At 54.4% G+C, this 24,790-nt stretch carries 23 protein-coding genes; 11 read left to right on the forward strand and 12 right to left on the reverse strand.

Annotation, left to right across the window (positions count from 1 at the left end):
- Position 1: 1 nt before the first annotated feature.
- The gene (locus RIC29_17760) at positions 2 to 598 is read right to left on the reverse strand and encodes an RNA polymerase sigma factor (GenBank protein MEQ8736773.1); all 597 of its coding nucleotides are present in this window, start codon (positions 596 to 598) and stop codon (positions 2 to 4) included.
- Positions 599 to 991: 393 nt separating this feature from the next.
- On the opposite strand from RIC29_17760, the gene RIC29_17765 reads away from it, so the two are divergent.
- From RIC29_17765 to RIC29_17775, 3 genes are all read left to right on the forward strand, one after another.
- Positions 992 to 3,763, forward strand: a complete 2,772-nt coding sequence (locus RIC29_17765) for a TonB-dependent receptor (protein ID MEQ8736774.1) — start codon at positions 992 to 994, stop codon at positions 3,761 to 3,763.
- Positions 3,764 to 3,899: 136 nt separating this feature from the next.
- Positions 3,900 to 5,288: a M24 family metallopeptidase gene (locus RIC29_17770; GenBank protein MEQ8736775.1), complete on the forward strand. Its 1,389-nt coding sequence runs from the start codon at positions 3,900 to 3,902 to the stop codon at positions 5,286 to 5,288.
- A gap of 48 nt (positions 5,289 to 5,336) precedes the next feature.
- Positions 5,337 to 6,719, forward strand: coding sequence for a M24 family metallopeptidase (locus tag RIC29_17775; protein MEQ8736776.1), 1,383 nt, complete (start codon positions 5,337 to 5,339; stop codon positions 6,717 to 6,719).
- Between the two features lie 47 nt (positions 6,720 to 6,766).
- Here RIC29_17775 and RIC29_17780 read toward each other — a convergent pair whose 3' ends face one another.
- Positions 6,767 to 7,099 carry a hypothetical protein gene (locus tag RIC29_17780; GenBank protein MEQ8736777.1) on the reverse strand — a complete coding sequence of 111 codons (333 nt, stop codon included), beginning with the start codon at positions 7,097 to 7,099 and terminating at the stop codon, positions 6,767 to 6,769.
- Positions 7,100 to 7,249: 150 nt separating this feature from the next.
- Between RIC29_17780 and RIC29_17785 the strand changes: the two genes are divergently transcribed.
- Complete coding sequence (locus RIC29_17785; protein MEQ8736778.1) at positions 7,250 to 7,723, forward strand: hypothetical protein; 474 nt, start codon at positions 7,250 to 7,252, stop codon at positions 7,721 to 7,723.
- Between the two features lie 26 nt (positions 7,724 to 7,749).
- Here the strand turns inward: RIC29_17785 and RIC29_17790 are convergent, their stop codons facing one another.
- The 7 genes from RIC29_17790 to RIC29_17820 form a co-directional block, all read right to left on the reverse strand.
- Positions 7,750 to 8,019 (reverse strand): hypothetical protein, encoded by a 270-nt coding sequence (locus tag RIC29_17790; protein MEQ8736779.1) that lies wholly within the window; start codon positions 8,017 to 8,019, stop codon positions 7,750 to 7,752.
- Positions 8,020 to 8,043: 24 nt separating this feature from the next.
- Positions 8,044 to 9,351: a TRAP transporter large permease gene (locus tag RIC29_17795; protein ID MEQ8736780.1), complete on the reverse strand. Its 1,308-nt coding sequence runs from the start codon at positions 9,349 to 9,351 to the stop codon at positions 8,044 to 8,046.
- Between the two features lie 13 nt (positions 9,352 to 9,364).
- Entirely contained in the window at positions 9,365 to 9,904 is a 540-nt protein-coding gene (locus RIC29_17800) for a TRAP transporter small permease (protein ID MEQ8736781.1), read from the reverse strand.
- Positions 9,904 to 10,938, reverse strand: coding sequence for a TRAP transporter substrate-binding protein (locus tag RIC29_17805; GenBank protein ID MEQ8736782.1), 1,035 nt, complete (start codon positions 10,936 to 10,938; stop codon positions 9,904 to 9,906). The genes RIC29_17800 and RIC29_17805 overlap by 1 nt, the downstream gene beginning before the upstream one ends.
- A gap of 13 nt (positions 10,939 to 10,951) precedes the next feature.
- Positions 10,952 to 11,911, reverse strand: coding sequence for a hypothetical protein (locus tag RIC29_17810; protein MEQ8736783.1), 960 nt, complete (start codon positions 11,909 to 11,911; stop codon positions 10,952 to 10,954).
- 198 nt (positions 11,912 to 12,109) lie between these two features.
- A complete protein-coding gene (locus RIC29_17815; GenBank protein MEQ8736784.1) occupies positions 12,110 to 13,156 on the reverse strand; it encodes a response regulator in 1,047 nt (348 codons plus the stop codon).
- A gap of 341 nt (positions 13,157 to 13,497) precedes the next feature.
- Complete coding sequence (locus RIC29_17820) at positions 13,498 to 14,940, reverse strand: ABC transporter substrate-binding protein (protein ID MEQ8736785.1); 1,443 nt, start codon at positions 14,938 to 14,940, stop codon at positions 13,498 to 13,500.
- Positions 14,941 to 15,077: 137 nt separating this feature from the next.
- Here RIC29_17820 and RIC29_17825 point away from each other — a divergent pair, with 137 nt between their 5' ends.
- Entirely contained in the window at positions 15,078 to 15,752 is a 675-nt protein-coding gene (locus RIC29_17825; protein MEQ8736786.1) for an RraA family protein, read from the forward strand.
- A gap of 62 nt (positions 15,753 to 15,814) precedes the next feature.
- Complete coding sequence (locus RIC29_17830) at positions 15,815 to 17,656, forward strand: ATP-binding cassette domain-containing protein (GenBank protein ID MEQ8736787.1); 1,842 nt, start codon at positions 15,815 to 15,817, stop codon at positions 17,654 to 17,656.
- Positions 17,657 to 17,752: 96 nt separating this feature from the next.
- Here RIC29_17830 and RIC29_17835 read toward each other — a convergent pair whose 3' ends face one another.
- Genes RIC29_17835 through pspA form a run of 3 tightly spaced genes read right to left on the reverse strand, consistent with a single transcriptional unit; the run spans position 17,753 to position 19,140 of the window.
- Positions 17,753 to 18,136 (reverse strand): PspC domain-containing protein, encoded by a 384-nt coding sequence (locus RIC29_17835; protein ID MEQ8736788.1) that lies wholly within the window; start codon positions 18,134 to 18,136, stop codon positions 17,753 to 17,755.
- The gene (gene pspB, locus RIC29_17840; GenBank protein ID MEQ8736789.1) at positions 18,133 to 18,369 is read right to left on the reverse strand and encodes an envelope stress response membrane protein PspB; all 237 of its coding nucleotides are present in this window, start codon (positions 18,367 to 18,369) and stop codon (positions 18,133 to 18,135) included. Before pspB ends, RIC29_17835 begins: the two co-directional genes overlap by 4 nt.
- Before the next feature lie 57 nt (positions 18,370 to 18,426).
- The gene (pspA, locus tag RIC29_17845; protein MEQ8736790.1) at positions 18,427 to 19,140 is read right to left on the reverse strand and encodes a phage shock protein PspA; all 714 of its coding nucleotides are present in this window, start codon (positions 19,138 to 19,140) and stop codon (positions 18,427 to 18,429) included.
- 196 nt (positions 19,141 to 19,336) lie between these two features.
- Between pspA and pspF the strand changes: the two genes are divergently transcribed.
- The 5 genes from pspF (at position 19,337) to RIC29_17870 (ending at position 24,765) form a co-directional block, all read left to right on the forward strand.
- Entirely contained in the window at positions 19,337 to 20,383 is a 1,047-nt protein-coding gene (pspF, locus tag RIC29_17850) for a phage shock protein operon transcriptional activator (protein MEQ8736791.1), read from the forward strand.
- On the forward strand, positions 20,380 to 21,186 hold the full coding sequence (locus RIC29_17855) for a class I SAM-dependent methyltransferase (GenBank protein MEQ8736792.1): 807 nt from the start codon (positions 20,380 to 20,382) through the stop codon (positions 21,184 to 21,186). The genes pspF and RIC29_17855 overlap by 4 nt, the downstream gene beginning before the upstream one ends.
- A 181-nt stretch (positions 21,187 to 21,367) precedes the next feature.
- Positions 21,368 to 22,819: an NAD(P)/FAD-dependent oxidoreductase gene (locus tag RIC29_17860; protein ID MEQ8736793.1), complete on the forward strand. Its 1,452-nt coding sequence runs from the start codon at positions 21,368 to 21,370 to the stop codon at positions 22,817 to 22,819.
- A 4-nt stretch (positions 22,820 to 22,823) separates the two neighbouring features.
- On the forward strand, positions 22,824 to 23,828 hold the full coding sequence (locus tag RIC29_17865; GenBank protein MEQ8736794.1) for a chromophore lyase CpcT/CpeT: 1,005 nt from the start codon (positions 22,824 to 22,826) through the stop codon (positions 23,826 to 23,828).
- 22 nt (positions 23,829 to 23,850) lie between these two features.
- Positions 23,851 to 24,765, forward strand: coding sequence for a DUF1838 family protein (locus tag RIC29_17870; GenBank protein ID MEQ8736795.1), 915 nt, complete (start codon positions 23,851 to 23,853; stop codon positions 24,763 to 24,765).
- The last annotated feature ends 25 nt before the right edge of the window (positions 24,766 to 24,790 follow it).

A 24,790-nucleotide genomic window follows, 5' to 3' on the forward strand; every position in this document is an offset into this window, starting at 1 on the left:
TTTAGGTCTTGTGCCCATTTGTTTTAGCCTGCGGTTTCATCTGCTGCACATTTGATCCCTGTTTTCTTTCTTTAGCGCCAAAGTCAGCCGGGTCATGCCCTTGTCGTCTTAGAACGTCGATGCATTTTGACAACCCCGTCGCCACATGCTTCTCAACCGTGCTTTCTGAGAGGGACAGATGGTGTGCAATCTCTTTGTACGACAAACCTTCCATTTTTCTCATGACAAATGCGCGACGACACTGTTTCGGAAGTGTCATAATGGCCTGAGACACGATCACGAGCTGTTGTCGCGCCGACACTTCATCTTCGACAGAAATTTGGCCGTCATCTGTTAAGACCTCTGAGTCGGCAAAATCCTCTATATAATCTGTCTCGGAAAATGATTTTCTGGCCAGAGAGTTCAGCGCAAGATTCTTTGCAACGCGGAAAAGATAAGCTTTTGGCGCGCGAATATCGCTTTTCGATTCTGCGGCGAACGCCTGCAAGAACGTTTCTTGAGCAATATCTTCAATTTGGTGACGGCGAGACAAAAACCGGGACAGAAAGCGTCGCAAAGCGGCTTCGTTCTCAATGAAGGATCTCAGAATTCTAGACATCGCTGGATTTCACCTGTCTCGTATCGAAGACACAAAATGAGCGGTATTGCCTCATTTACCAGCTTTTTCGAGCGGTGGTGGCTTCGTTTTCTCTCCCCACACTGCTACGGCATGGTCAGTTATGCAATCCTAGCCATGCAACCCTAAGCCACGTAGCGGCGACATATCTCCGCCGCACAGCGGCGATGCAAAGAGGAGCCATATGAAAAAATGTGCAATTCCTTATGGTGGGTTTCCCAACTTCACCTGTCTCAATACATAAGGCTGGTGAAACAGTGCTGAATGATTGCTGACACCATGCTGGTTAGAAAGGATAGGCAGACCCTGCGATACGTCATTCCATTTATGTGGTTTGCGATATGCGTTTCGTTGGGTTCTGGTTCAAGTTTCGCCGTGTCTGATCAAAATCAACGCTATGATTTGAACATTACGCAGCCCAACTTGGGCGACGCAGCTGAGGCCCTGGCTAAGCAGACCGGGCTAGAGCTTCTCTTTCCGTTCGAACTGGCAGAGACAGGGGGAATTAACCCTGTGGTTGGCACATACAGCATACCGGATGCGCTCTCAGAAATGCTGAGAGATACGGGTTTCTCAGGCAGCCTAACAACAAGCGGTGTCATTACGATTTACCGCGGGGCAAACGCTGAAGACAGCGCACCGGAGGGAACTATGGAAACAACTACTCGGCCTGCAACAGGGCAAAACCGAACATCATTACTGGGCAGATTGCTGTCCTCTGTGGCCGCCGTGCTGACCGTCGCAACGGCCACACCGGACTCTCAAGCTGTGGCACAGCAGGTCGCCCTTGAAGAAATCGTCGTCACGGCGCGTAAACGGGATGAGCGATTGATAGATATCCCATTATCCGTTCAGGCTTTTTCAGCGGCTGATCTTTCTGCGGCTGGGATTGATGACCTGGAGGATTTGACATTATTTTCGCCTGGGCTTGATTACAATAGCCAGTCCTCAACGTCATTTACCGGGCGGTATATCCCGGCCATTCGTTTCCGCGGCTTGACTACCGTCAGTACGTTGCCGTCGAACCAGGTCGGTTCCCTCTTTGTTGACGGTGTTTTTGTCTTGGGTGGTGCGCAATCCATTGGTTTTGAAGATGTGGAGCGCGTTGAAATCATTAAGGGTCCGCAGGCGGCCTTCTTTGGCCGGTCGACCTTTGGTGGCGCCATCAATTACATCACTGCTGATCCAGCGGATGAGTTTGGCGGCAAGGTTTCTGCTGAGTACAGCCCCAATCACGGCAGTTACCGCGGCTCTGTTACAGTTGAAGGCCCTTTGGTTGAGGGCCTGTTGAGTGGCCGTCTCACCGCGTCCGGTTTTGAAAACGGCGGCTATGAAACCGCCAATGACGGTGGAACGCTTGGCGAAGAAACCACAGATGCCGTTCACGCCAGCTTGTTGTTCACACCATCGGAAACGGTGCGCATTAAGGTTCGCGCGTCGTACATCGAAGATGAAGACAGCCAGCCAGCCGTTACAACCATCCAGTTTTTTAACAAAAGCAACTGTGCTGCGGGAACGCCATTGACTGTGCTCGACGCTTCAGGTGCGTCTCGTAATGTTTCTCTCCAGGGTGATTATTGGTGCGGCGGCCTGCCGGAAGATGTGCCGGTCACGGCTAATACCACGTTCCCCGTTTTTCCAGCCGTCGGCAACCTCCCTGAGCTTGATGTGCGTGACCTGTTTGTTGGGAACAGTCTTGGCATCGACGAAATCGACCGGGCACCATTTCTGGATCACTTTGGCTTGCGCCGTCAGACGGTGCGGCTGGCAACAACCTTCGATGTCGAGGCGTCGGATGCCGTCACTGTTTCTGGCAGCTTGGCCTATAACGATCAGAAAATTCGACGGATCAACGACCAAGATTATACCGACGCGGAGTCGGTCTACATTGGAGCTCCGAGCTTCTTTGAAGACTATTCTGGTGAAATCCGTGCTCAGTATGATGATGGCGGAAAACTGCGTGGCCTGATTGGGACCAATTACTATAAACAAAAGATCAAGGCGGCTTTCGGCAATGCGATCGAAGCCACCAACCAGTTGTCACTCGATTTCCTGCCAACGGCACCGACGATTCGTGTGACCGGGGCTCAGAATTCCGGCAACAACGACGATAAGATCAGAACTTTCGGCATCTTCGGCTCTCTTGAATACGACATCCTTGATAACTTGACCGCCACCCTGGAAGGGCGTTGGCAGAACGACAAGGTCACGCAATTTGGGGGTCAATTCCTGACGCCGGGTGCGGCACAGTCTCTGACGTCTAAGAAATTCCTGCCACGTGCAATTCTCAGCTATCGCCCGATGGATGACATGACGACCTATGTCAGTTATTCCCAAGGCACATTGCCGGGACAGTTTAATGGCACGTTTATAAACTTGTCAGCCGCAGACAAAGCCATCGTACAGGCACAGATTCCAGGCCTGCAGGACTCCATTCCACCAGAAAAACTTGAAAGCTATGAAATTGGCTTGAAGCAAAGTCTTCTTGAAGGCCGGGCGACGTATGCGTTGGCGGCTTACATGATGGATTGGACCAACATGAAGTCGGCGGTCTCGTTTATCCCGCCAGGTGCGACAGGTTTGCAGGGGGCGTTGATCTCAGGAACATCCGAGATCAAGGGCGTTGAGTTTGAGGCCAACTGGCTTGTTTCAGAGGCCTTCGATCTCGGGTTCACAGCCAACTATACCGACGCCACGTATAATGATTTTGCCATCTCTGGCGTCAATCAGTTGTTTGGCCTGAGCAATGCGGAAGGGTATCGCGTTGATGGCAACACCCTGCCTGCGTTCCCAAAATGGAGCGGCAGTCTCTCTGGCACATACACCGGAACAGTCAACGCTGATTGGGATTGGTACACCCGTGCGGATGTGGCTTATCAGGGCAAGGCTTATGCTGACCCGTCGAACATTAACTGGGTCAAAGCCTATACGCTTGTGAACCTTAAGGTCGGGATCGAAAACGAAGGCACTACGCTCGAGTTCTTCGCCAACAACCTGTTTGACGAGACTGGATGGGCCAGCGGAACGACAGGTCTTGACCTGGGTGTCGTGCCAGTTCTGTTCTCGAACCTGTTTGTCAGGCGCGGTGCTGTGGTTACCGCCCTGCGTGACCGTGAAGTTGGCGTGAGAGCGACCTGGTCGTTTTAACCTCACCCGCTTAGAAACATGAGATGCGGCCGCCCGTTTGCCACAAGAGCAGGGGCGGCCGTTTTCATTGCGATACGCTATCAATCACGTTCAACTAAGACCCAGCCGCATCCCTTGCGTACATAGGAGATTTGTCATGATCAACCGCCGAACGGCTCTCACCAGCCTCACGGGTGCGGCCACCGCCGCCGCAGCAGCCTCAATCCCGGCACATGCCCGAGCTGACGCTAAGCCTGCCGGTTATGCCGTGCCCAAGCCTGAAATCGACGGTAAGCTGCTGGTCAACCGACCGCGCGCCCATGATGTGCTGGAGCGGTTTGGTCTTGAAGGCATGATCGCGCTGGACCCCATCAACGTCTACTACCTCACGAATGTGGTCACCATCGGTGTGAAATTCCTGTCGCAGTATCCGGGCTTCGCAACTTACGCCCGCGATCCAGAGCAGCCGATTTATCTGGTTTCTGGCTCCTCATCGGCCTGGGACATTGCCAACGGCGACCGGGAAACGGCGGAGCTTATGCCCTACGGGTTCGGGGGCTGGAATGAAGCGGAACTCAACTCAAATGGCATCCCTACGGACCCTGGCAACGGCAGCACGCGGAATTACTACGTCCGGAGCGATGTTGAACTGACACTCCGGGAAAAGCAGTGGCAAGCGGCGCAAGAGCGCGTGTCGGCAAATCTCGCTGCCGGTGCGGCTTGGGGCTTGGCCCGAGCGCTCAAAGCGCAAGGCATTACCAAGGGCAAAGTCGCGGTTGATGACATGCGCATCGCCGATTTTCTGGCCCAGACGGATTTGGTAGATGTCGAATGTGTGCCGGGCTACGGCATTTTCCAGCTCATTCGTATGGTCAAGACGGAACAGGAACTGGCTTATCAGCGCGTCGGCGGACGTAACAATGGCGATGCAGGGCTGGCAACCATCCATGCCATTGAAGCCGGCATGACGCACAAAGACATCGAGCAGATTTTCCTTATGGAATGCGCCAAGCGTGGCAATCATGTGGACGGCTTTATCGTCGGCTTTCCCGGCGGCGGATTCCCCGACGGCGAGATGGTTGCCGGTAAACCCTTTCTGATTGATGCGGTCAGCAATTACCGCGGCTACATGGGGGACTTTGCCCGCACCTTCATCATCGGCGAGCCCTCAAAAGAGGTGGAGACGCGCCGCCGTGCCAACCAACTTGCGCGGGAGGCTGTGTTTGATGCCATCAAGCCGGGGGTGAAATATGACACTCTGCGCAAAATCGGCTTTGACACCATGGTCAAAAATGGCATGCCCGAGCATGCTGTCTTTGTGACTCCCCACAGCGTTGGCCTACAGCATGGTGACAACCCCTACAGCATGCCCGAATTCGGAATTAGGTCCTTTGAGCATGTCTTAGAAGAAAACATGGTGCTGACCGTCGACCTGCCCTATCTGGAAGTCGGATTTGGCTGTGGTCATAACGAGGACCTCTTCCGGGTGACAAAAACCGGATACGAGGTCTTGAACACAGAAGAAGAGCCGTTCATCCTGTTGTAAGATGGTTTGAGGCTATACGCGCCCAGACGCTTCGACAGGAGAACTGCCATGATTGAACGCCGACATGTTCTTGGAGGCTTGGTTGCTGGTGTTGCTGGAACAGCAGGGGCAGCCTCAAGCCTGATCCCGTCCGCACAGGCAAAAGGGCCAGCTATGTCACTCAGTGCCAGCGTGCCACCACCGGTTTTTGGCCCCCGCATGAACTTTGAGCAGGCTGATAAAATCATGGCCGAGCTTGGGCTCGATGCCATTGTCGTGGGCGCGGGCACCAATCTGTATCATGCAACCGGTCTGGATCTCACAGCGACGAAGATGGGCCATACGCCGAGTGTGTATGCGCTGATTACCCGCCAGGAAGGACAGCGCCTGTCGCTCATCGCGCCCGCCTTTTTATATTACTACACCATCGCTATGGATCATCAGCATCTAGACTACCCAGCTTATTTGTATGAGGCACCAGGGAGTGCCGGAGAGGATGCCGAATTGGGTCTTAGCGATTTACCGCTGTATCCCGATTTGCAGCAAGCCCCCCTGGATGAGATTGAAAAAACGCGCCTTAGTATTATCGAGCGCGCCGTGCGTGCTGAAGCCGCCCGCCCGAACCTTGTTTTTGCTTTGCGCAAAGCGTTGGTAGATACGGGCGTAGCAGCAGGACGTATCGCCGCCGATGTCGAGCCCGTTATGCGCTCTGTGCTGGAGGCGACCGATGCCACCAAAGCTACAGTCGTGTCAGCCGATGATGCTCTGCGGCGTATCCGGCCAGTGAAGTCCGAAGCTGAAATCACTTTGATGCGCTATGCCGCTCAGGCCAATGCGGACGGTGCCCTGCAAGCCGCGCGCGCCGTGCGGGCCGGGGCCAATGTGCGTGAGTTGCGGGCGTCTTATTTTGCGGCGGTGGCGTCTCGCGGGATGCGCGGTGTGTTTATGGTCATTGATCGCGTGAGCTCGCCCACCTACGAGGCCCAACTGCGCGATGGCCAGTGTTTCTCGATTGATTGTGTCAGCGAATATATGGGCTATCACGGCGACTTTGCCCGGGCTGTTTATATTGGAGAACCTGCTAAGCGGATGCAGCGGGTGACGGATATCACCGGCAAAGCCTGGGATTCGATTCGTGAGCAAATCCGGCCTGGCCTGCGCTTCTCAGAAATCCGCGCCATGGGTAAGACAGCCCTCGAAAAACTGGGTGCGGACTTCTCCATCTCGTTTACGCCCCACAGTGTTGGTCTTTATCACGCGGATCACGTCGGCAATGCGGGGTCTCCGCCGCGCGAAGACATCGTGCTCGAAAAGAACATGGTGCTCAGCGTCGATTGTCCGATGGGGGCCACTGGAATGGGGGGGTCATCCCACTTGGAAGATCTTATGCTCATCACGGAAGACGGGGCGGAGCCGATTAACGATATCGGCAGTCAAACGGTGATGGTCTAGACGCCTCACACGCCCTTGGCGTCCTGATCTTACAGCGTGCAGATCTCTTAGCGTCCAGATCCCGGGCTGTAATGTTCCGTGAGATAATCAACCACCAGCGCTTGTTCATCAGCGTGTAAGGCGGCCATGCCGAAGTCTGTGGTCATGCGTGTAATCGCATCCCGCCAGCCTCTGCGGCTATAACGCTTTTGTAACACATGGCTCATGGCATGACAGTCAGAGCACAACAGATGGGTGAAATCCTTACCTTCCCCCTCGGCCATGGCCAGATATTCCGGGTCTTCCTGGGCGGTCGCCGCTGAGGCGGACATCCAGCACAGCATTACGATCAGACTGAGCCCGGAGGGCTGAAAGGGTAACAAAAAGCGCTGCTTTAACATGATCTGATCCATTGAAAACGGTCCGCACGTTCCTAATGATACCGCAGCACGAAATCGCAAAATACCGGTGTTTGTTGCAGCCACATCCTAGCAATGTCAAACTAGCGGGCACACCAACTTATGATGGCGCAGATATAGGTGATGATTCGGATGGTCGGCAAACTCGCAATCGTATTTTTACTCGCCGCGACGGTCAGTCTGCTGACCGGTGTGTCCGCGTTTGTTGTACCCTCGTCTGCCGTTGCACAAGAAGCGGGAGATGGTCCGCCGGAGAGTGGTTTCCTGCAGCCGGAAACAGAAGGGCAGCGGCTGGGGAATATTCCTAACGATCAAATCCGGCAGTTTCAGATGCGCCGGGCCTGCGAGCAGGACTTACCTGAATGCCTGCCAGCCGTACGCGCCATCATCGAGGAAGAACGCCGCAATCGCATGTGGATGGCAATTGGCATTGTCGCGATTCTTGTTTTGGTCGCGTTGCTTGCCATTCGAGAGTCCGATAAAAAGAAGAAAAAGGTGGATGCCGAAATGCGTCAGCATCGCAAACTTGGTCAACGGCTTAAAAGTAAATGGCGCGGTGCCGTCAAAGACCCCTACAAGGATCATGACCCGCTCGGCGACGAATAGACGTAAGGCTTATTGATGACCTGCGTCTAAGACACAGCCCAACTCATAAGCACAAGCCCGATTGCGCCGCTCAGTATTGAACCAACCACGCGACCGGCCATAAGCCCTTTAACTCCCGAAATCAGCAGGGCAATGCCGATGATCAGGGCGGCCCAATCCACCCAGCCATAAACCCCGGCTCCTTGGCCGACGCCCGTAAAGAAATTGCCAATGGCGGGCGGAATACTGGCGAGAAAGCCGCCGACAACTTCGCCGAGCCATTGCACCATGCCGCCAGAGTCCGGTGTCCCGTCCATTGCAGTGCTTTCCTTTCCTTTCCTCTACATCAAACCCAGGGCTTTGGGCAGCCACAGGGTGAGTACAGGGAACAAGGTGAGAATGATCAACCTGACAAAGTCAGACAACAAGAACGGCCAAATGCCGGCATAGACCGTGCTGAGAGACACATCTTTATTCATGCCGTGCATGACAAACACATTCAAACCAATGGGCGGTGTGATCATGCCCATTTCCATCACCACCACGTTAATCACGCCCCACCAGATGGGGTCGTAGCCCATGCCCGTGATCAACGGGAACACGAACGGCAGCGTGATCACCATGGCCGCCACCGTATCGAAAATCGCCCCGAGAATAATGTACATGGCTTGCAGCATCAAAATCACCAGAAGCGGTTGAAGCCCGAGGTTTTCAATCGAACTGACGATAATGTCCGGCAGATGTGACAGCGTAATGGCGTAGGAGAAAATCGATGCGCCGATAATGATCAAGTAGATCAAGGCTGTGCTCGCGGCTGTCTCTTTAAGATTGGCGAAGAATACACTGCGGTTGAGATGCCCGCGCAACGCGGTAAAGGCAATGGCCACGGTTGCGCCCACGGCGGCTGCTTCATTCACCGTAAAGAGACCAGAGTAAATACCGCCAGAAACGATCACCGCCAGGGTCACAACGCCCCAGCTTTTTTTGAGGATTTGGCGGCGCTCTGACCACGGAACCCGCTCTGCCGCGGGGCCTGAGTCTGGTGAGATTTTCACGTAGGTGAACACCGTGATCATGTACAAAAAGACAGCAATCAGCGCTGGTCCGAGGGCGGCGACAAAGAGCGCCGTGACAAACTGTTCTGTGAGAATGGCGTAAAGCACCAGCAACACAGAGGGCGGCACGATCACCCCTAGCGTAGAGCCAGCGGCGATGGACCCCGTTGACAGGCGTCGCGCATAGCCGCGTTTGTCCATTTCTGGCAGGGCAATGCGGGTCATGGTGGCCGTGGTCGCCAGGGACGAACCGCAGACCGCACCAAATCCAGCGCAGGTCGCAACAGTCGCCATGGCCAGTCCGCCCTTGCGATGCCCCAGGAACGCCTGCGCAAGACGGTACAGATCGCCGGACAAACCCGCTGCGGCGGCAAAATTTCCCATCAACAGAAACAGCGCGATGATGGCCAATTCCTGGCTGGCAATGGCCGCCGAAGGTTCAATACCAAAGAGCGCGATGGCAGGCTCAAAGCCGATGATCACGCCCGTTCCAATAAACCCCGCAATGGCCATGGCGATGCCAATAGGCACATGAAGCGCGATCATCACAAACATTCCGGCGACGACTAGGCCGCCAATGACAGGAGGTTCCATGTTTTATGCGGTCCTAGAGTGATTCTGCTTCATGTTCGATGGGTTTGCCAGCCTTGGCCGCTGACACGGTTTCTCTCAGCACCCAACTTTGGACCAAAACACAAGCGACCATAATCAGGCTGACGACGCTCCAGACCGGCGTGACAGACCACTCCAATGTTGATGTCGTGCGGTTTGTGGCGGCGTAATCAATAGTAAAGGCAACAAATTGCCAGGCGGTCAGCACAAAGAAGGTCAGCATGAATGCTGCGCCAATGACATCAAGCTTGCTGTGCGCTTTGGGCCCTAAGATTTTTCCAAGCACACGTACAGTCACAGCGTTGCCTTTTTTTAAGCCAGCTGGAAAGCAGCTGGCGATAACAATAGCAAAGGCTACTTCTTCGATATCATTCAGGCCCGGGATGCGAGGCAGACCCATGTAGCGCAGAAACACATCGACCACGGTCATGAACGCAATAATGACTAGACCGGTAAATCCGATGATGGCCATAGTATCCACAGCACGATCTAGGAGTTGCGTCGAGGTGCGGGTGTCGTGTGAGGTCTCAGACATCAGGATTGGCGCTCCCGACGCCGCAGGTCTTTGAGAATGTCTTGGATCGCTTCATAAGTTTCGGCACCAAATGGCGTGCGCTCGGCCCAGGTGTCTGCAATCGGTTTGACATAGGTTTGCATTTCTTCGAGTTCTGCAGGATCGGCATCAACAAAAATAAGATGTTCGTCTGCTCTCAGTTGGGCTGAAATCTCGGCCTGTTTTTGATCGTACGCTTGCCCACCCAGCAACGCGATATAATCGCCGCTGTTGTCATTGATGATTTGTTGCAGATCAGCAGGAACCTGCTCCCACTTATCTTTGTTCATCATGATCCCAAAGGTGACTGTGCCAAGAGGGGCGGTGATGACATAACTGGTTTCCCGGTAAGTCTGGAAGGTATTAATGGCGATCCAGCCTTGAATTGCACCATCAATCGTGCCGCGCCTTAGCGCTTCAACGGCATCCGCTGGGTGCAGCGCTTCGGGCACAGAATCCATCTTGCTGAGAAAGTCACCCTCAAGGCGCCCCACGGAACGGATTTTCATGCGGGCAATGTCTTTGTAACTTTTGATGGGATCGCGTGTATACAAATTGCTGGGTTCTGCAGTCCACAGTCCGATGAGTTTGACATCTTCAAACCCTTTCAACAGACCACGCTCATATAAACGCCAAGCCACCAGGCTCGCTTCTGTCGATGACCGCATCATAAAGGGCAGTTCAAACGCTTGAAGTTGAGGGAACTGACCAGGCGTGTAACTGGGTTGTACCAGACCAATGTCAGTGATGCCTGCCTTTACCAGATCAAATTGCTTGTAAGGATTGCGACCCAAGCCACCACCCCAAAAAGTTTCAAACTTGATGCGTCCGTTTGAGGCTTCAGTGATGCGCTCCATCCAGGGTTTATAAATATGCGCAACGCTATGACTTAGCGGAGACAGATAGGCAGAAACCCGGAGCGTCATTGTCTCTTTAGGCTGTGCGTGAGCAGGCAGGCCAATAAAACCACAGATGAAGAGACTGAAGGAAACGGTCAACGTATTAAAAAAGCGCATCTTTGCTCCCATTTTAGATATCCACGGAATTACCTGCGATGCGTCCGTCATATTTTGCGGTCAACTCATCTTCTTCATTTTGCTTGCGTTGGGCGGCAGAGTCGATGGCCATGCGGAACGCCTGTGAGAGCTTTTGGATCAAATCAATGTCGCCGTCTTCCAAAGATTCGTAGTTGATCTCCATCATCGCAACGTTCTCTGCCAAAGACAGGCAGAGACTTTCCAAAGAATTATCTTTTAAGGTTTGGGCCATATTTGCAGCTTCGCGCAATATAGCCGTGAGGGCTGTGAAGTTATCGCGCAGCTCTTCTGTAATGTGTCCGCTTTTATGGGCGTCGAGAATCACGTCACACAGTTGACCCATTTTCATGCTTTGACTTGTAAGTTGGGCTTCAACCACTGCGCTGAGAGAGTCTGTAATGGCTTCTTTGAGTTCCCAAGGTTCAAATTTACGACCATCCGCTTTTTCGCGCATCGTGTTTAACACATTGACACGGCGCGCACCTGGGTGGCTGACCTTATCACTCTTGCGATCGGGGCCAACGTACTCGGACGTCGCTACAAACGGCTGACGGTGGTAGGTGATCAGGCGAAGACGCTCATGTATTTTTTTCGGATCGAGCGGTTTGATAACAACGTCATCGGCACCGACCTCAATGGCTTTTTGAATGTTGTGGCCATTCCGTTGGCCGACCAATACGCTGATAATGATAAACGGGTTCCCGCCTAGCTGGTTAAAACGCACCTCTTTGACGACTTCGAAAACATCCGGGTCAAAGTCATCAGACAAAACCAATAAATCGGGGGGCACTTCGAACATCAACGTACGCAGACTCGCCACATTGGCATGTGTCGAGATGTTCTTAATTCCTTCAGAGAGGAACATCTCCCGTAACTTTTGACGTTGGTGATAGTCTTTTTCACCAATGTAGACGGTTATGGAAGCGAGGTTTGCGCGGTCCAGTTGGGACATAAGTTTTTAAAGTTGCCTTGAGAATTCCCCACTCAGCGATATCCGTATCGCTAATTCCCTATGATCGGCGATCAACCGCCATGAGGCAAGTAAACACTGGAGTTTGAGTAATATGGTCTTGCGTGGCAGGGGGGCAATGTGCCGTTTTTTTGGTCCACTTGAAAACAATCACAGCGTTATGAAGCCGGTGGAAGGACTCTATTGGGCCGCTGCGCGCTTGCTGCCTGGACCCTCGCCATTGCCCGTGCCAGGGTTTTCGGGCGGTTCAGCCTTCTTTTGTGCCGGCGGGGCCGGGCTCGTTGGCCCACCAGAGGTCCCCGATTGAGCTGGGGCGGGCGCGGGTTTTGGAGCTGGGGGGACGTTAGAATTGCCTTTTGCTAATTCAAAGGCCTTCGTCAGCTTGCGAATAAGAGCAAGTTCACTCGCTGATGGCTCCTCGTATTTCTCGGCCAGTTCTTCGACCTGACGCGCCAAATCAACACAAATAGCTGAGAGTTCTGCTTCACCGACGCCTTTCGCGGTTTTTGCCGCATCCTCTAACACGGTGACCAGAACGATAAGGTTTTCTTCAACCTCTTTGGTGACGTTTTTCTCGTCATAAGCCTTTAGGATCAGGTTGCACACATAGCCCAAACGCAAACCATGTGAGTCCAGCTTCGCAGCCATGACTTCGTTCATGCAGTGTTCGACGCCACGCGCAAGATCGACGGATGTCACCCGCTTGCCTTCCAGCTTAGCCTGAAGGGTGTTGATGACTTTAAGTTGACGAATTTTAGACGGGCGGCTGCCGTCACCGCGTCGCCGCTCAGGCCCCACGTAATCTGTTGTCGCAATAAATGGCAGACGCTTGGTCCCAAGTTGACTAACTCGCTCAAGCAAACGCCCCGGGGCGACAGGCTTGATCATGACGTCATCCGCCCCGGCCAGAATGGCTTTCTTAATCGCGCGATCTTCTTCCGCATTGACCATGAAGCTAATGACAATGAACGGATTTCTGCCGATACGATGATGGCGGATGTCTTTAACGATCTGAAAAATCTCGGGGTCCATGTCATCGGCAACAATCAACAAATCCGGTGACCGTTCTTTCATGGCATTCATCAGGTCGTCCATGCGCGTAAAGGTACGCGTGCGGCGCAGTCCTTCCGAACGCAGCATGGCCCGCAGGCCTTCTCTCACCTGCTCGTTCGGCTCTCCCAAATAGATATCGAGTTCCGCGAGCTTATCTTTGTCGAACTTCTTCATAAACTGCTTTCGCAATGGCAGCTGGGTGCCAAATCAAACTAGACTGCGAACGGCAGACTAACCCCCAAAATTGAGGCAGCATAGTCAGCATAGCCCCAACATAACAGACGGAACTGCCTATTAGTTCCTAATGATTAAGGTGATTTCGACACAAAATCAACTCAGACGCGCATTGGGGCCCGGGGCCAACTGCGAATAAATCTCTAGCACCGTGAAAAAGCATTTTAGATCATAGACCTAGGCGTTTTTGCGCTATCTGTTGTTGTCAGGCTGCGGGCAGGCGGCTGAATGTCGCTGCTAACTTTGTTCTTTGGTGATTCGCTGGAAACCGGCGTCGGATGTTAATTGGGCTTTAGATCACGGTAGTTAATAATCAGATTAACCGGATTGTACCCGCGCACATTTTTGCTCAAACCGTCAAACATCACGGTGTCATGCATGTAAAGCATAGGTGGGTCGTCATGATACGCCTTGAGCAAACCGCGCACCAAAGTGAGGCGTTTTTCTGGGTCCCATTCCGCCTGCGCGTCTTGTGTTCTCTCGGCCAATTCGGGGCGGCAGTGCCACAGATCTCTGGTCAGGCAACCGACAAACGGGCGCAGGGCATCTAAGCTTGGCTTGACGTTAAAGTCCATGTTGAAGCCATTGCCTTCCCATCCGCCAAATGTGAACTTCGTGATCATGTCAGGGATGGTGATGGTACGCACCTCAAGGCCAACGCCGATCTTGGCTAGGTCCTGGGCAATCGCTTGGTGAATCGCTGTATCGGCTGCTGCGCCGCCAGCCGCGAGTTCAATGACCAGGTTAAAGCCATCGCCGTAGCCAGCATCGATCAACATGGACTTTGCTTTTTCAGGATCATAGGTCCATGCGGGAAGGTCCGGATCCCAGCCCAGCGCATTCGCAGGTGTCGCCTGTGTGGCCGCAGATGTGCTGCCTTTAAGTAAGGCCGCGATGTAAGCATCCCGGTTGATCGCGAAGTTTAGGGCCCGGCGCACACGCACATCGGCAATAGGCCCGCCTTTTTGTGGAAGCCAGGCAATGCCCATGGCACCGACGCCACGGCTGACATGATGGGTGTGTCCCGAAGTGGCCAGCGTTTCAATCTCGTCTGGTCCAATGACCAAGGCAATGTCCAGATTGTCAGCCAATATGCCCTGAGTCCGCGACGTTGGATCGCTCAATTGATTGAGCTCTAAGGCGTCATACCCTGGGCTATGCCAGCCCGCACGAAAGGCACTCAGAGAGATTTTCCCAGGGCGCCAAGTCTCCACCTTGAAGGGGCCCGTGCCAACCGGGTCGCGCGCAAAAGCCTCTGGCCCCAGATCTTGCCAGTGCTTGGGCGCGACAATGCGAATAATACCAAGCTCGGCCGGCAGCATCAGGTTGGGATACTGGGTGCTGATTTCAACCGTGTACGGATCAAGCGCGCGGACCTCTGAAATAGAATTGGTAAGCCTTGAAAGCGCTTCCCGCCGCCCTGCCTCAGACGTCAAATAGCTAAGTGTGTTGACAACAGCGTCCGCATTAAAGGGCTCACCGTTATGAAAGGTCACGTCTTGGCGGAGGCGAAAATGCCAGGTGGTTGGGGTCACGGCCTCCCAGCTTTCCATCAACCACGGCTGCACCGTGGCATCCTCGGCAACCAGGGTGAGGGGGTCAAACATCGCGGCCCAAGAGTATAGCTCAGAGGAACTGGTCGAACGATGCACGTTGCCCAGCGCGGCCGGCAAAGACTGGACAGCCACCCGCAATGTTGTGTCTGCTTGAGACGAAACAGGCATTGCAGTTGCAATCAAAGCCGCGCATAGGGTGAGCTTGAGGCGGCTGCATAGGCTCCGGACTTGCTCAGGGATAGCTCGCCCACAAAGAACTGAGGTAAGGTTGATCATGACACTAGATTAGCGCAGGGGCAAAGATCATGCACGACATCATCACAGACTTTAAACGGCCCGATCCGGCCCTGATCGAAAAAGTAGCTAAGCAGCATGTTGGGGTGGCCGGTTTTGAGGCTGGACCGCGTCAGGTGGCCCATCCCGATATTAAGCCGCTGGATTCCGCGTGGCGCATCTGTGGCCCGGCCTTCACCGTCAGGCCAGACTATTGGGACGACCGTTTGATGGGAGAACTCGCCCCGAAATACGCCAAGCCCGGTGACGTGTTGGTGGTGGACGCTGGCGGACACACGGAGATTGCGGCTTGGGGGATGTCCATGACCATTGCGGCGGCAAAGGCGGGGGTTGTGGGAATCGTGATTGATGGCAGTTGCATGAATTCCAGCCTGCTGGCTCGTGAACGGCCTCAGATTCCCTTGTTTGTGCGTGGGGTCTCCCCCACGGCCAAAGGCGCGGACCATCCAGGTTCCCTGAATGTGCCGGTGATTTGTGGCGGTGTGATTGTTAACCCTGGTGATATTATTCTCGCTGATTCTGATGGGGTCGTTGTGCTCAAACCAGAGATGGCGGAAAAAATAATAGCTGCGGCTGAAGCCCATGATGACCAGGCCCGCAGCGACAACGATCAGAGTATTCCCTATTACGAGCGCAAAAAGAGTGAAGAAAAGGTTCGGGCGTTTCCAGACGTGACGTGGCGCTAAAGCCGGCTCAACACCAACAACATCTCTTGCGAAAGAGCCGCTGAGGCGATACACGCAGCGCCATGGCCGCGCCTCCTTTACTCACCCTACAAGATATTCACCTAACCTTTGGCGGAGCCCCTGTTCTGCAAGGGGCTGAATTGATGGTTATGCCCGAAGAGACGGTGTGTCTCGTGGGGCGCAATGGCTCCGGCAAATCCACCTTGCTTAAAATTGCGGCAGGCTTGATTGACTTTGAGGGCGGCGAACGTTTTGTGCAGCCGGGGGCTACGGTGCGGTATTTGCCGCAAGAGCCAGATCTGACGGGCTACAGCACCACGCTTGGCTATGTGGAAGAAGGTCTGGAAGATGGCGATGATCCCTATCGGGCGCTTTATCTGCTTGAGCAACTCGGACTGACAGGAGAAGAGGAGCCAGCCCATTTGTCAGGTGGGGAGCGCCGCCGCGCCGCCCTGGCGCGAATCCTCGCCCCCCGACCGGATGTCGTTCTTCTGGATGAGCCAACCAACCATCTCGATCTTCCGACGATTGAGTGGTTGCAGAAAGAACTCAAAAGTCTGCGACGCGCACTTGTGCTGATCAGTCACGACCGTCGCTTCCTGGAAGATTTATCGCAGGCAACCGTATGGCTGGACCGTGGGCAAACCCGGCGTTTGAACAAGGGGTTCTCGCATTTCGAAGCTTGGCGCGATGAGATCATTGATCAGGAAGACCGCACCCAGCAAAAACTCGATCGTAAAATTGTGCGCGAAGAGCATTGGTTGCGCTATGGCGTCAGTGGTCGGCGCAAGCGCAACGTGCGGCGGTTGGAGTCTCTGCATACCCTCCGGCAAGACCGGCGCGAACATCGCGGCCGTGTTGGCAACGTCAATCTTCAGGTTGGCGAGTCTGATGCCTCAAGCAAAATGGTGATTGAGGCCAAAGACATTTCAAAGTCCTTTGACGGCTTAACCGTGATTGAGAATTTCTCGGTCCGCATACAGCGGGGCGACCGGGTTGGCATCGTCGGCCCGAATGGTGCGGGTAAAACCACCCTGTTGAATATGCTCACCGGCGGTCTCAAGCCAGATACGGGCCGGGTCCGCATGGGCACCTTTCTCGATCTTGCAACCATGGACCAGAACCGTGATGCCCTTGATCCAAAATGGACCGTAAAGCAGGCGCTGACTGGCGACTCTGGCGATAATGTCGATGTTCAGGGCACGCCGCGCCATGTCATCGGGTACATGAAAGATTTTCTGTTTTCGCCCGACATGGTCAATACGCCGATCACGGTCCTCTCCGGCGGTGAGCGCGGTCGTCTCATGTTGGCGCGTGCGTTGGCAAAAAAATCCAACCTCCTGGTCCTTGATGAGCCCACCAACGACCTCGATTTAGAGACCCTCGATCTCCTGCAAGAACTGCTGGCCGATTACGAGGGTACCGTGCTGCTGGTCAGTCACGACCGGGATTTTCTGGATCGTGTTGTGACCTCAGTGATTGCGTCTGACTCGCCGGGCCATTGGCTGGACTATGCGGGCGGATACTCGGATATGATCGCGCAACGCGGTTCGGGTGTCGAAGATATGGACAGCGCTCGTGGTGTGGCGGCTGAACAGAAATCAAAATCTAAGGGGGCAAAGCGCTCCAAGACAAATGCCAACTCCGGCTCAAGTGGCACGCGTCGTAAGCTCTCATTTAAAGATAAATTTGCGCTCGAAAGCCTGCCAAAAGAGATGGCAGGTTTGCAGACCCGTATGACCGATCTTCAGGCGCATTTGACTGATCCGGGTTTTTACGCCCGTGACCCTGATGGATTTACCAAAGCAACGGCGGAGCTGGAAGCCGCGGAAGCCCGTTTGGCAGCGGCAGAAGAAGAGTGGCTCGCTCTTGAACTTCTCCGTGAAGAGGTCGAAAGGTCTTGAAACCTCTGCCCAAAGAAGAACCTCACGTGCGGCATGCCGACGTGAGGTTAAGTTTGTAGGGGGAGGGTAATATTGCTTTTCTCCGCGGGGATTTTTCTAACGTCGGCCCAATTCCTGATCCATCTGAAAGGCCCGCGACGTCACCACGCTTTCCAGCGCGCGCAATCTTTCTTCAAGCTTTTGATAGCGCTCAGACGTGGTTGCAAACTTGCGGCGCGCTGATCCGGGGCGGGCGGGTTTTGCCGCTTCTTCCATGGCTTTGAGATCGACGTCCAGATCCTCTGTTGGCAGGGGATCAAGAAAGAACGCCAGGGCGATATAACTCAGGATGAAAATTGGGGCCCACGCCCAGCATCCGAGAAAGAAGCCGATGCGAACAATCTTAACGTCCCAATCGAAGTGGCGCGCCAGGCCAGCGCACACGCCCGAGACCCAGGCGTTCTCTTTATCCAGATATATTCTATCCCACTTCTTACTCATTGTACTTTGTCCTTCCAATTCGCATCTTCTGAGTCGAGAATTTTCTCCAACGACTCAATGCGTTTTTCCATTCTGTCCGCGGCCTCTGCGAGAGTCTCAAGCGCTTCGTTTTCTTCAGACAACAAGGTCTGCGCTTCACGCCGTTTTGCCCTATAATGCATGGTCACCCAAATCGGCCCGAGCACGGTGATGAACAGAATGGTCGGAACGAATAGAAACTGTAGAAAATCCATAAATCACCGTTGAATCTGACGAGGCTTTTTTGCTTTAGCACACATGGTAAGTCGTGCTTAGGCGATTTTTACGTCATCTGTTGTATTGGGCTTTCCGGTTTTCGTTTTATCAGCGCCCGACAAGCTTGCTTTCAGCTTTGCCAGTTCGTCTTCGATATCACTCTCGGCTTCCAACTCAGCAATTTCCTGGGCGAGGGATTTCTTGCCGCCCATGTCATACGCTTCTACCAGCCCTTCCATTTCGTCGACCTTTTTTTCAATCGAACTGAACCGGGCGAGGGCGGCATCGGCACGGCCATCGTAAAGGGTCTCACGCACATTCAGCCGGGACTGTGCCGTCGAAGAGCGGGCAATCAGCGTCTGTTGCTTCGCTTTCGCTTCTTGCAGCTTATTTTGCAGGCGTGAGATGTCTGCATCCAGGCCGGTTAGCCGCTCATCAAGTTCGGCTAAGTCCTCAGCAATGATCTTCGCTGTTTCAACAACCTTGGTCTTTTCAACCAGGGCCGCTTTGGCGAGGTCTTCGCGATCCCGCTCAAGGGCCAGCGTGGCGCGTGTGGTCCATTCGTCTTCGGCGGTGGTCAGGCGATCAATGCGGCGTGCGGCTTCTTTCTTTTCCGCAATCAGTCGGGCGGCATCTGAGCGCACTTCAACCAGGGTGTCCTCCATCTCCTGAATCATCAGGCGGATCATCTTGGCGGGGTCTTCGGCACGGTCGAGCAGATTGGTCAGGTTCGAGTTCACGATATCGGAGAGGCGGGAAAAGATACCCATGGTGCGCAGTCCTTTGGTTGTTTGGCGCTGAAGAGAATTTTCAGCAGATGCGCTATGAAATGCACAAAGCGTGCCAACTGTGGTTGGATCATAAAAACAATAAATATCAATGACTTACTGTTTTTCATGCTAACATTAATATGTAAAAAAATAATAACTAATAGTAAAATATAATAATATATATCTATAATAAATAATGACAGATCGCCCCGCACCTCTTGGTCAATCCCCGGCCTTTCTGACCCATATGGACGAGTTGTCCCGGGTCGCGCCTATTGATCGCCCGGTTCTGATTATCGGCGAGCGTGGCACGGGTAAGGAACTCTCCGCGGCCCGGGTGCATTATCTTTCCGGACGCTGGGGTGGACCCTTCGTGGCCATCAACTGCGCCGCAATTCCAGACTCTTTGTTGGAAGCCGAACTGTTCGGGGTCGAGCCGGGCGCGTTTACAGGCGCCGCCCAGCGGCGGGCCGGACGGTTCGAGCGGGCCGATGGTGGCACGTTGTTTCTGGATGAGGTCGGCAACGCGCCCATGGCCGTTCAGGAGAAGATTCTCCGAGTTATTGAATACGGCGAGTTTGAGCGCCTTGGCGGATCTGAAACCATCAGTGTGTCCGTGCGCATTGTTGCAGCTACCAACGCTGACCTTCCCGCCCTCGCCGCCGCCGGAAAATTCAGAGAGGACTTGCTCGACCGCCTGGCCTTTGATGTTCTCACTTTGCCGCCGCTTAGGGCGCGCACCGGTGATGTGCCAATGCTGACAGACGTATTTGGGCGTGCGATGGCAAATGAACTCGATTGGCCGGTGTTTCCCGGGTTCAACGCTGCGGCTATTGCCGCTCTGGACTCGCACCCCTGGCCGGGCAATGTGCGGGAGTTGAGGAACGTTGTGGAGCGCGCGGTGGCATCCTGTGAACCTTCTGGGCAGCCCATCGACGACACTGCGATTATTCTCGACCCCTTTGCATCTCCCTACCGCATGGTTGCCTTTACGCCCAATGCACACGCATCTGCGACCGAGGTCGTGCCAGTGAAAAACGCAGGTGAAAATATACCGGGTCGTATGCCCTGTGATTTTAAAACGGAAACCGCTGCTTTTGAGAAGCGCATTCTTGAAACGGCGCTGGATGCGTGTCGGCACAACCAAAAAAGCGCCGCCGAGCATCTGGGCCTGACCTATAATCAGCTGCGCAACAGTTTACGTAAGCACGGCCTGCTGCCCAGTCAGGAGGAAGCCCCGTGAGCAAATTTAATGAGACGAATCTCAAGAACTGGGAAGGCCGCGTGCCGCTGCATTTGCGGTCATACCCTTTGGAAAAATTCAAAGCCGGTTGGGACCCGTTGTTTCCGATTGAAGCCAGCGAGATCGGCGATATTTCCGGTTTGGATGTTCTGCATCTGCAATGTCACATTGGCATGGACAGTCTTGGTTTGGTCCGCCGTGGGGCTAATGTTACCGGTTTAGATTTTTCACCGTCGGCGGTCAAAGCGGCGCGCGACCTGGCCACAGCAACAGGATTGGACGCGACGTTTGTTGAGGGGGATCTTTATGAAACGCCCAAGCTCATCAAACAGAAATTCGATCTTGTGTATACCACCTGGGGCACCATCACCTGGCTGCCAGACATCGAGAAATGGGCGAAGGTTGTCGCGGCCATGCTCAAACCCGGTGGCCGTTTGTATTTCGCAGATGGGCACCCCACGATGCTGCTGATGGAGGAAGTAGGGGACAAGCTGGTCCATCAGTATCCCTGGCGCACAGAAGTCGACTCGCCAATGTCTTTTGATGAAGAAATCACCTACACCGGCGAGCCTATGCCACTCGACAGCAGCCGCAGTTACGATTGGGCTCACCCGCTGTCCTCAATTATCGGCGGACTTCTAGACGCAGGCATGACGCTCGATTTTCTGCATGAGTATGACACGGTCGCGTGGCAGTTTGCCACGCTGATGGTGCCGGATCCCGATGAACCACGCATGTTCCGTCTGCCTGCACACCTGCCACAATTGCCGCTGTCGGTTTCACTGGGTGCCACGAAGGTCTGAAAGAAAAAGCTGCTAAAGACTTAGCCAATGCCCAGCGCAAGATATCCAAATACCAGCTAAGCGTCAGTCAAAAGCCAGGCTTTCCAGGGACTTAAGGGCCAAGCCGTTCGCTGGAGTTGCCGAGGCTTGCAGATCAAGCCTGACCCGAGTCACTCTAGCGGTGCAACTCAGGAGAAAAATCATGCTCAACCGCCGATCCTTGCTTTCCTCAGTCGTGGCCGCAGGCACGTTTGCCAGCGTCGCTCCCAAGCCACTCAGGGCGGCCACCAAGAAATTCGATGCCATCGTCATCGGGTCGGGGCTGTCGGGTCTGAATGCTGCCATGCTGCTTGAAGAGCAAGGCATGAAAGTGCAGGTGTTGGAAGGCCGCAACCGCGTTGGTGGCCGGGTCTATACCTTGATGGATGTGCCGGGACGTCCGGAAGCCGCAGGTGAGCTGATCGGCGGCAACTACGCCCGCATGATTGATACGGCTGAACGCCTGGGCTTGGACTTGATACCGCCTGTTCAGCTGGGCGCGTCACGTGGCTGGCTCTATCGCATTAAAGACCAGAACATCACAGCGGAAGAATGGCCGAGCCATGCACTGAACCCGTTGGACGGTGAGGACCGTCAACTTCTGCCACATCAATTGCTGGCAACGCTGTCTCACCGCAACAGCCCGTTGTCTGGAAGGGCCTTGGACGATTGGATTTTACCAGAGTTTCAGCAGTTCGATATTCCCCATTCGCAGTATCTGCGGGAAACGCTGGGCTATAACCAAGCAACCATCGATCTTATGAACGTGGTCATCCACACGGATCACATCGACAACACCTCTGCATTGCATGAAATCCGCCGCTATGCGGTTGGAGAGTTTAATCGCAGTGCAACTTTGGCGAATAACGAACGTCCAGCCTCACTACAGGTCAAAGGCGGCAATTCGCTGATGCCGTTTGCCATGGCGGAGAGCCTGGAGAACGGCGTGGAACTGAACAAGACCGTTCACACCATCGAAGATGACGGCACTTTGGTCACCGTCCACTGTGTTGATGGCACCATCTACCAGGCCAATCAGGTGATTTGCTCTGTGCCGTACCCGGTGCTGCGTCATATGAAATTTACCCCGCGCCTACCGATGTTGATGGAAAGCGCTATCGATGAAATTGATTACGGTATTTCCATTCAGGTCCACTTCCTGATCGAAAAAGAATACTGGAAGGAAGATGGGTTGCAGGCCAGCATCTGGACCGATGGTCCCATTGAACGTTTTGCCGTGCTGAACCGTGGGGATGACGGCGAAGCGACCTCGGCCATCGCTTTTATCAATGGCAATGAAGCTTATAAGTACGATTACATGACCGACGCTCAGGCGTCAGCCTACACCTTGCAGGAGTTGGCACGTATTCGTCCGTCAACCAAGGGGGCGCTGAAACCTATTTTGGTGCAGTCCTGTCATCGTGATGTCCACGGCGCGGGCGACTGGGTGTTCTGGCGTCCCGGTCAGATCACCAAGTACGCAGGCAACATGCGCGCCAACCATGGCAACATTCATTTCTGCGGCGAACATACAGCCTTGCTGGAGCGCGGCATGGAAGGGGCGTTTGAGTCCGGCGAGCGGGCTGCCTTCGATAGTTTGGAGATGGTGGGATAAAGACATGCGATTTTTTGCAGCCATCGTTTCTTTATGGATTTTGATGTTATCAGGAGGTGTCGTCGCCGAAGGCGATATGGACCCCAATGCGCGGGATCTCCTCATCCTCACCGACTGGTTTGAGGGTGAATTCGACAACGAAGAACAGCGCTGGTTTTATACCCGCAACGGCGGCGAAGGCGAGCCAAAACACCTGCGCATGCATGCCGCCCACAAACGGCTCGACTTACCCAACATTGGCGAGCACGTTTTTTACCTTCAGCACCATATTAATGATGATCCCACAGACGTCGCACGTCAGCGCATTGCCGTTTTTATCTCCGAGCCGGAAGACCAAAGCATCCGCATGAAGCAGGGCTTCTTCAAGGACCCCGGCAAAGCCCTCAACGCGCATCTCGATCCGTCAAAGCTGGCGGACCTGACCGCAGACGATATTTTCTTTATCGAAAACTGCGACATTTTCTGGCGCCGGGAGGCCGATCAATACGTCGCCAACATGAAACCCAAAGCCTGCCAGTTTGGCGAAGGCGATCTGTTGCGCTACTCGGTGCACCGCTGGACGTTGTCTGAGACTAAGCTCTGGCTGGTGGACTCGTCTTTCCTGGTTTCTAACGACAGCCTTCATGTGGGTTTGCCGGTGGACGAACCGTTCCGCATGCGCCGTTCTAAGATTTTTGAGTGTGAAGTGACCTTCCGCACTGAAGATGGCCGTGAGGCGCGGTCTGTCAAAGACATTCGTCTCCACAGCCAGGGCGGCCTGGTGTGGTTTGATCCCGACGAGAATGGCGATGTGTATGGCCTTCGTATGCGCGATAAAGAATACCCGTTTTATAGCGAACGGCCCGACTTCTTGCTGTTGTCTCTGCAGAAAAAGGGCCAGGCGACCATGGTCGGGTATGCGCTGACAGATGTTGAGGCCCGCCGCGTTGGTTTTAATCTTGGCTCGGTTCTGGGCCACTGCCATCGTGAAGGGTATGATTTCCGCCAGACCCTTGATCAGTTGCCATAGGCCAGTTGCCATAGGATTTATGATGAAGACTCAGAAATTAACCCGCAGATACGCCCTGGCCGCTGCCGGTGGTGTTAGCTTATCGGTCGCCACCGCCACTGCGACAGCCACTAGGACACGGGCGCAGCCCCAAACGTTAGACCTGTCTGACCCGGCAACAAATCTGGACGCCTACGTCAAGTTACGCGGCTCGACGGCGGATGAGACCGTCTATCAGGTATACAGCGGCAATATTTTTCAGGCGGTGCCTGGAGAAGTCCCCCGCCCCATCATTGGTTTCTGGGGCTTGCAAAAAGCCAACTGGCGGCCGGATGGTGCCGGCGGATACCTCAGCACCGATTATGATCTCGGTCTGTATGTAGACCCTGACTCTCGTCAAATCCTCAGCACCTGGGACAACCCTCTCACTGGAAAATCTGTTGATGTTCTGCACTATCGGTCCGGGCCATCCGACGGTGTGCATAGTCTGGCCGCCGAGGGCGAAAGCGCTTACGGCACGTTTACAGACAATTGGCAGGTGTCGGGCGATCAGGTGGTTCACGAAACAACCCTCTGGAGTGACCGGAAGAACCTGCTGCAGCCCGAGGCATATCCCCTGGGCTCAACCGGCGAACGTTTTCGAACATCTATGTCTTACTCGTTGATGGGACGAGCCTCTGAACTGCTCGACCCAACCATAAGCAAAGCGCCGTGCTCCTACATTTGGAGCTTTATCGCGCCGTGGCCACCGTGGATGGAAATGGGACAACGCGATGATTTCGTAGTTTGGCGCTGGGTGGGCCACAAACTCATGTCGCGGTCTGAGATCCCGCAAGATTTGATCGATGGTGTGGAAGCCGTGTGGCCCGGCTATGTCGATGACAAGCGCCCCTGGGAAGAGGGATCGTCCGGTTGGCACCAGTACAAATGGCTGCAAGATGGTCACACGCCAACGTAGCGTTGTTCTGTTTTTTTAGTGACCG

This window comes from Rhodospirillaceae bacterium (assembly GCA_040219235.1).
Taxonomy (GTDB): Bacteria; Pseudomonadota; Alphaproteobacteria; order Rhodospirillales; family Rhodospirillaceae; genus WLXB01.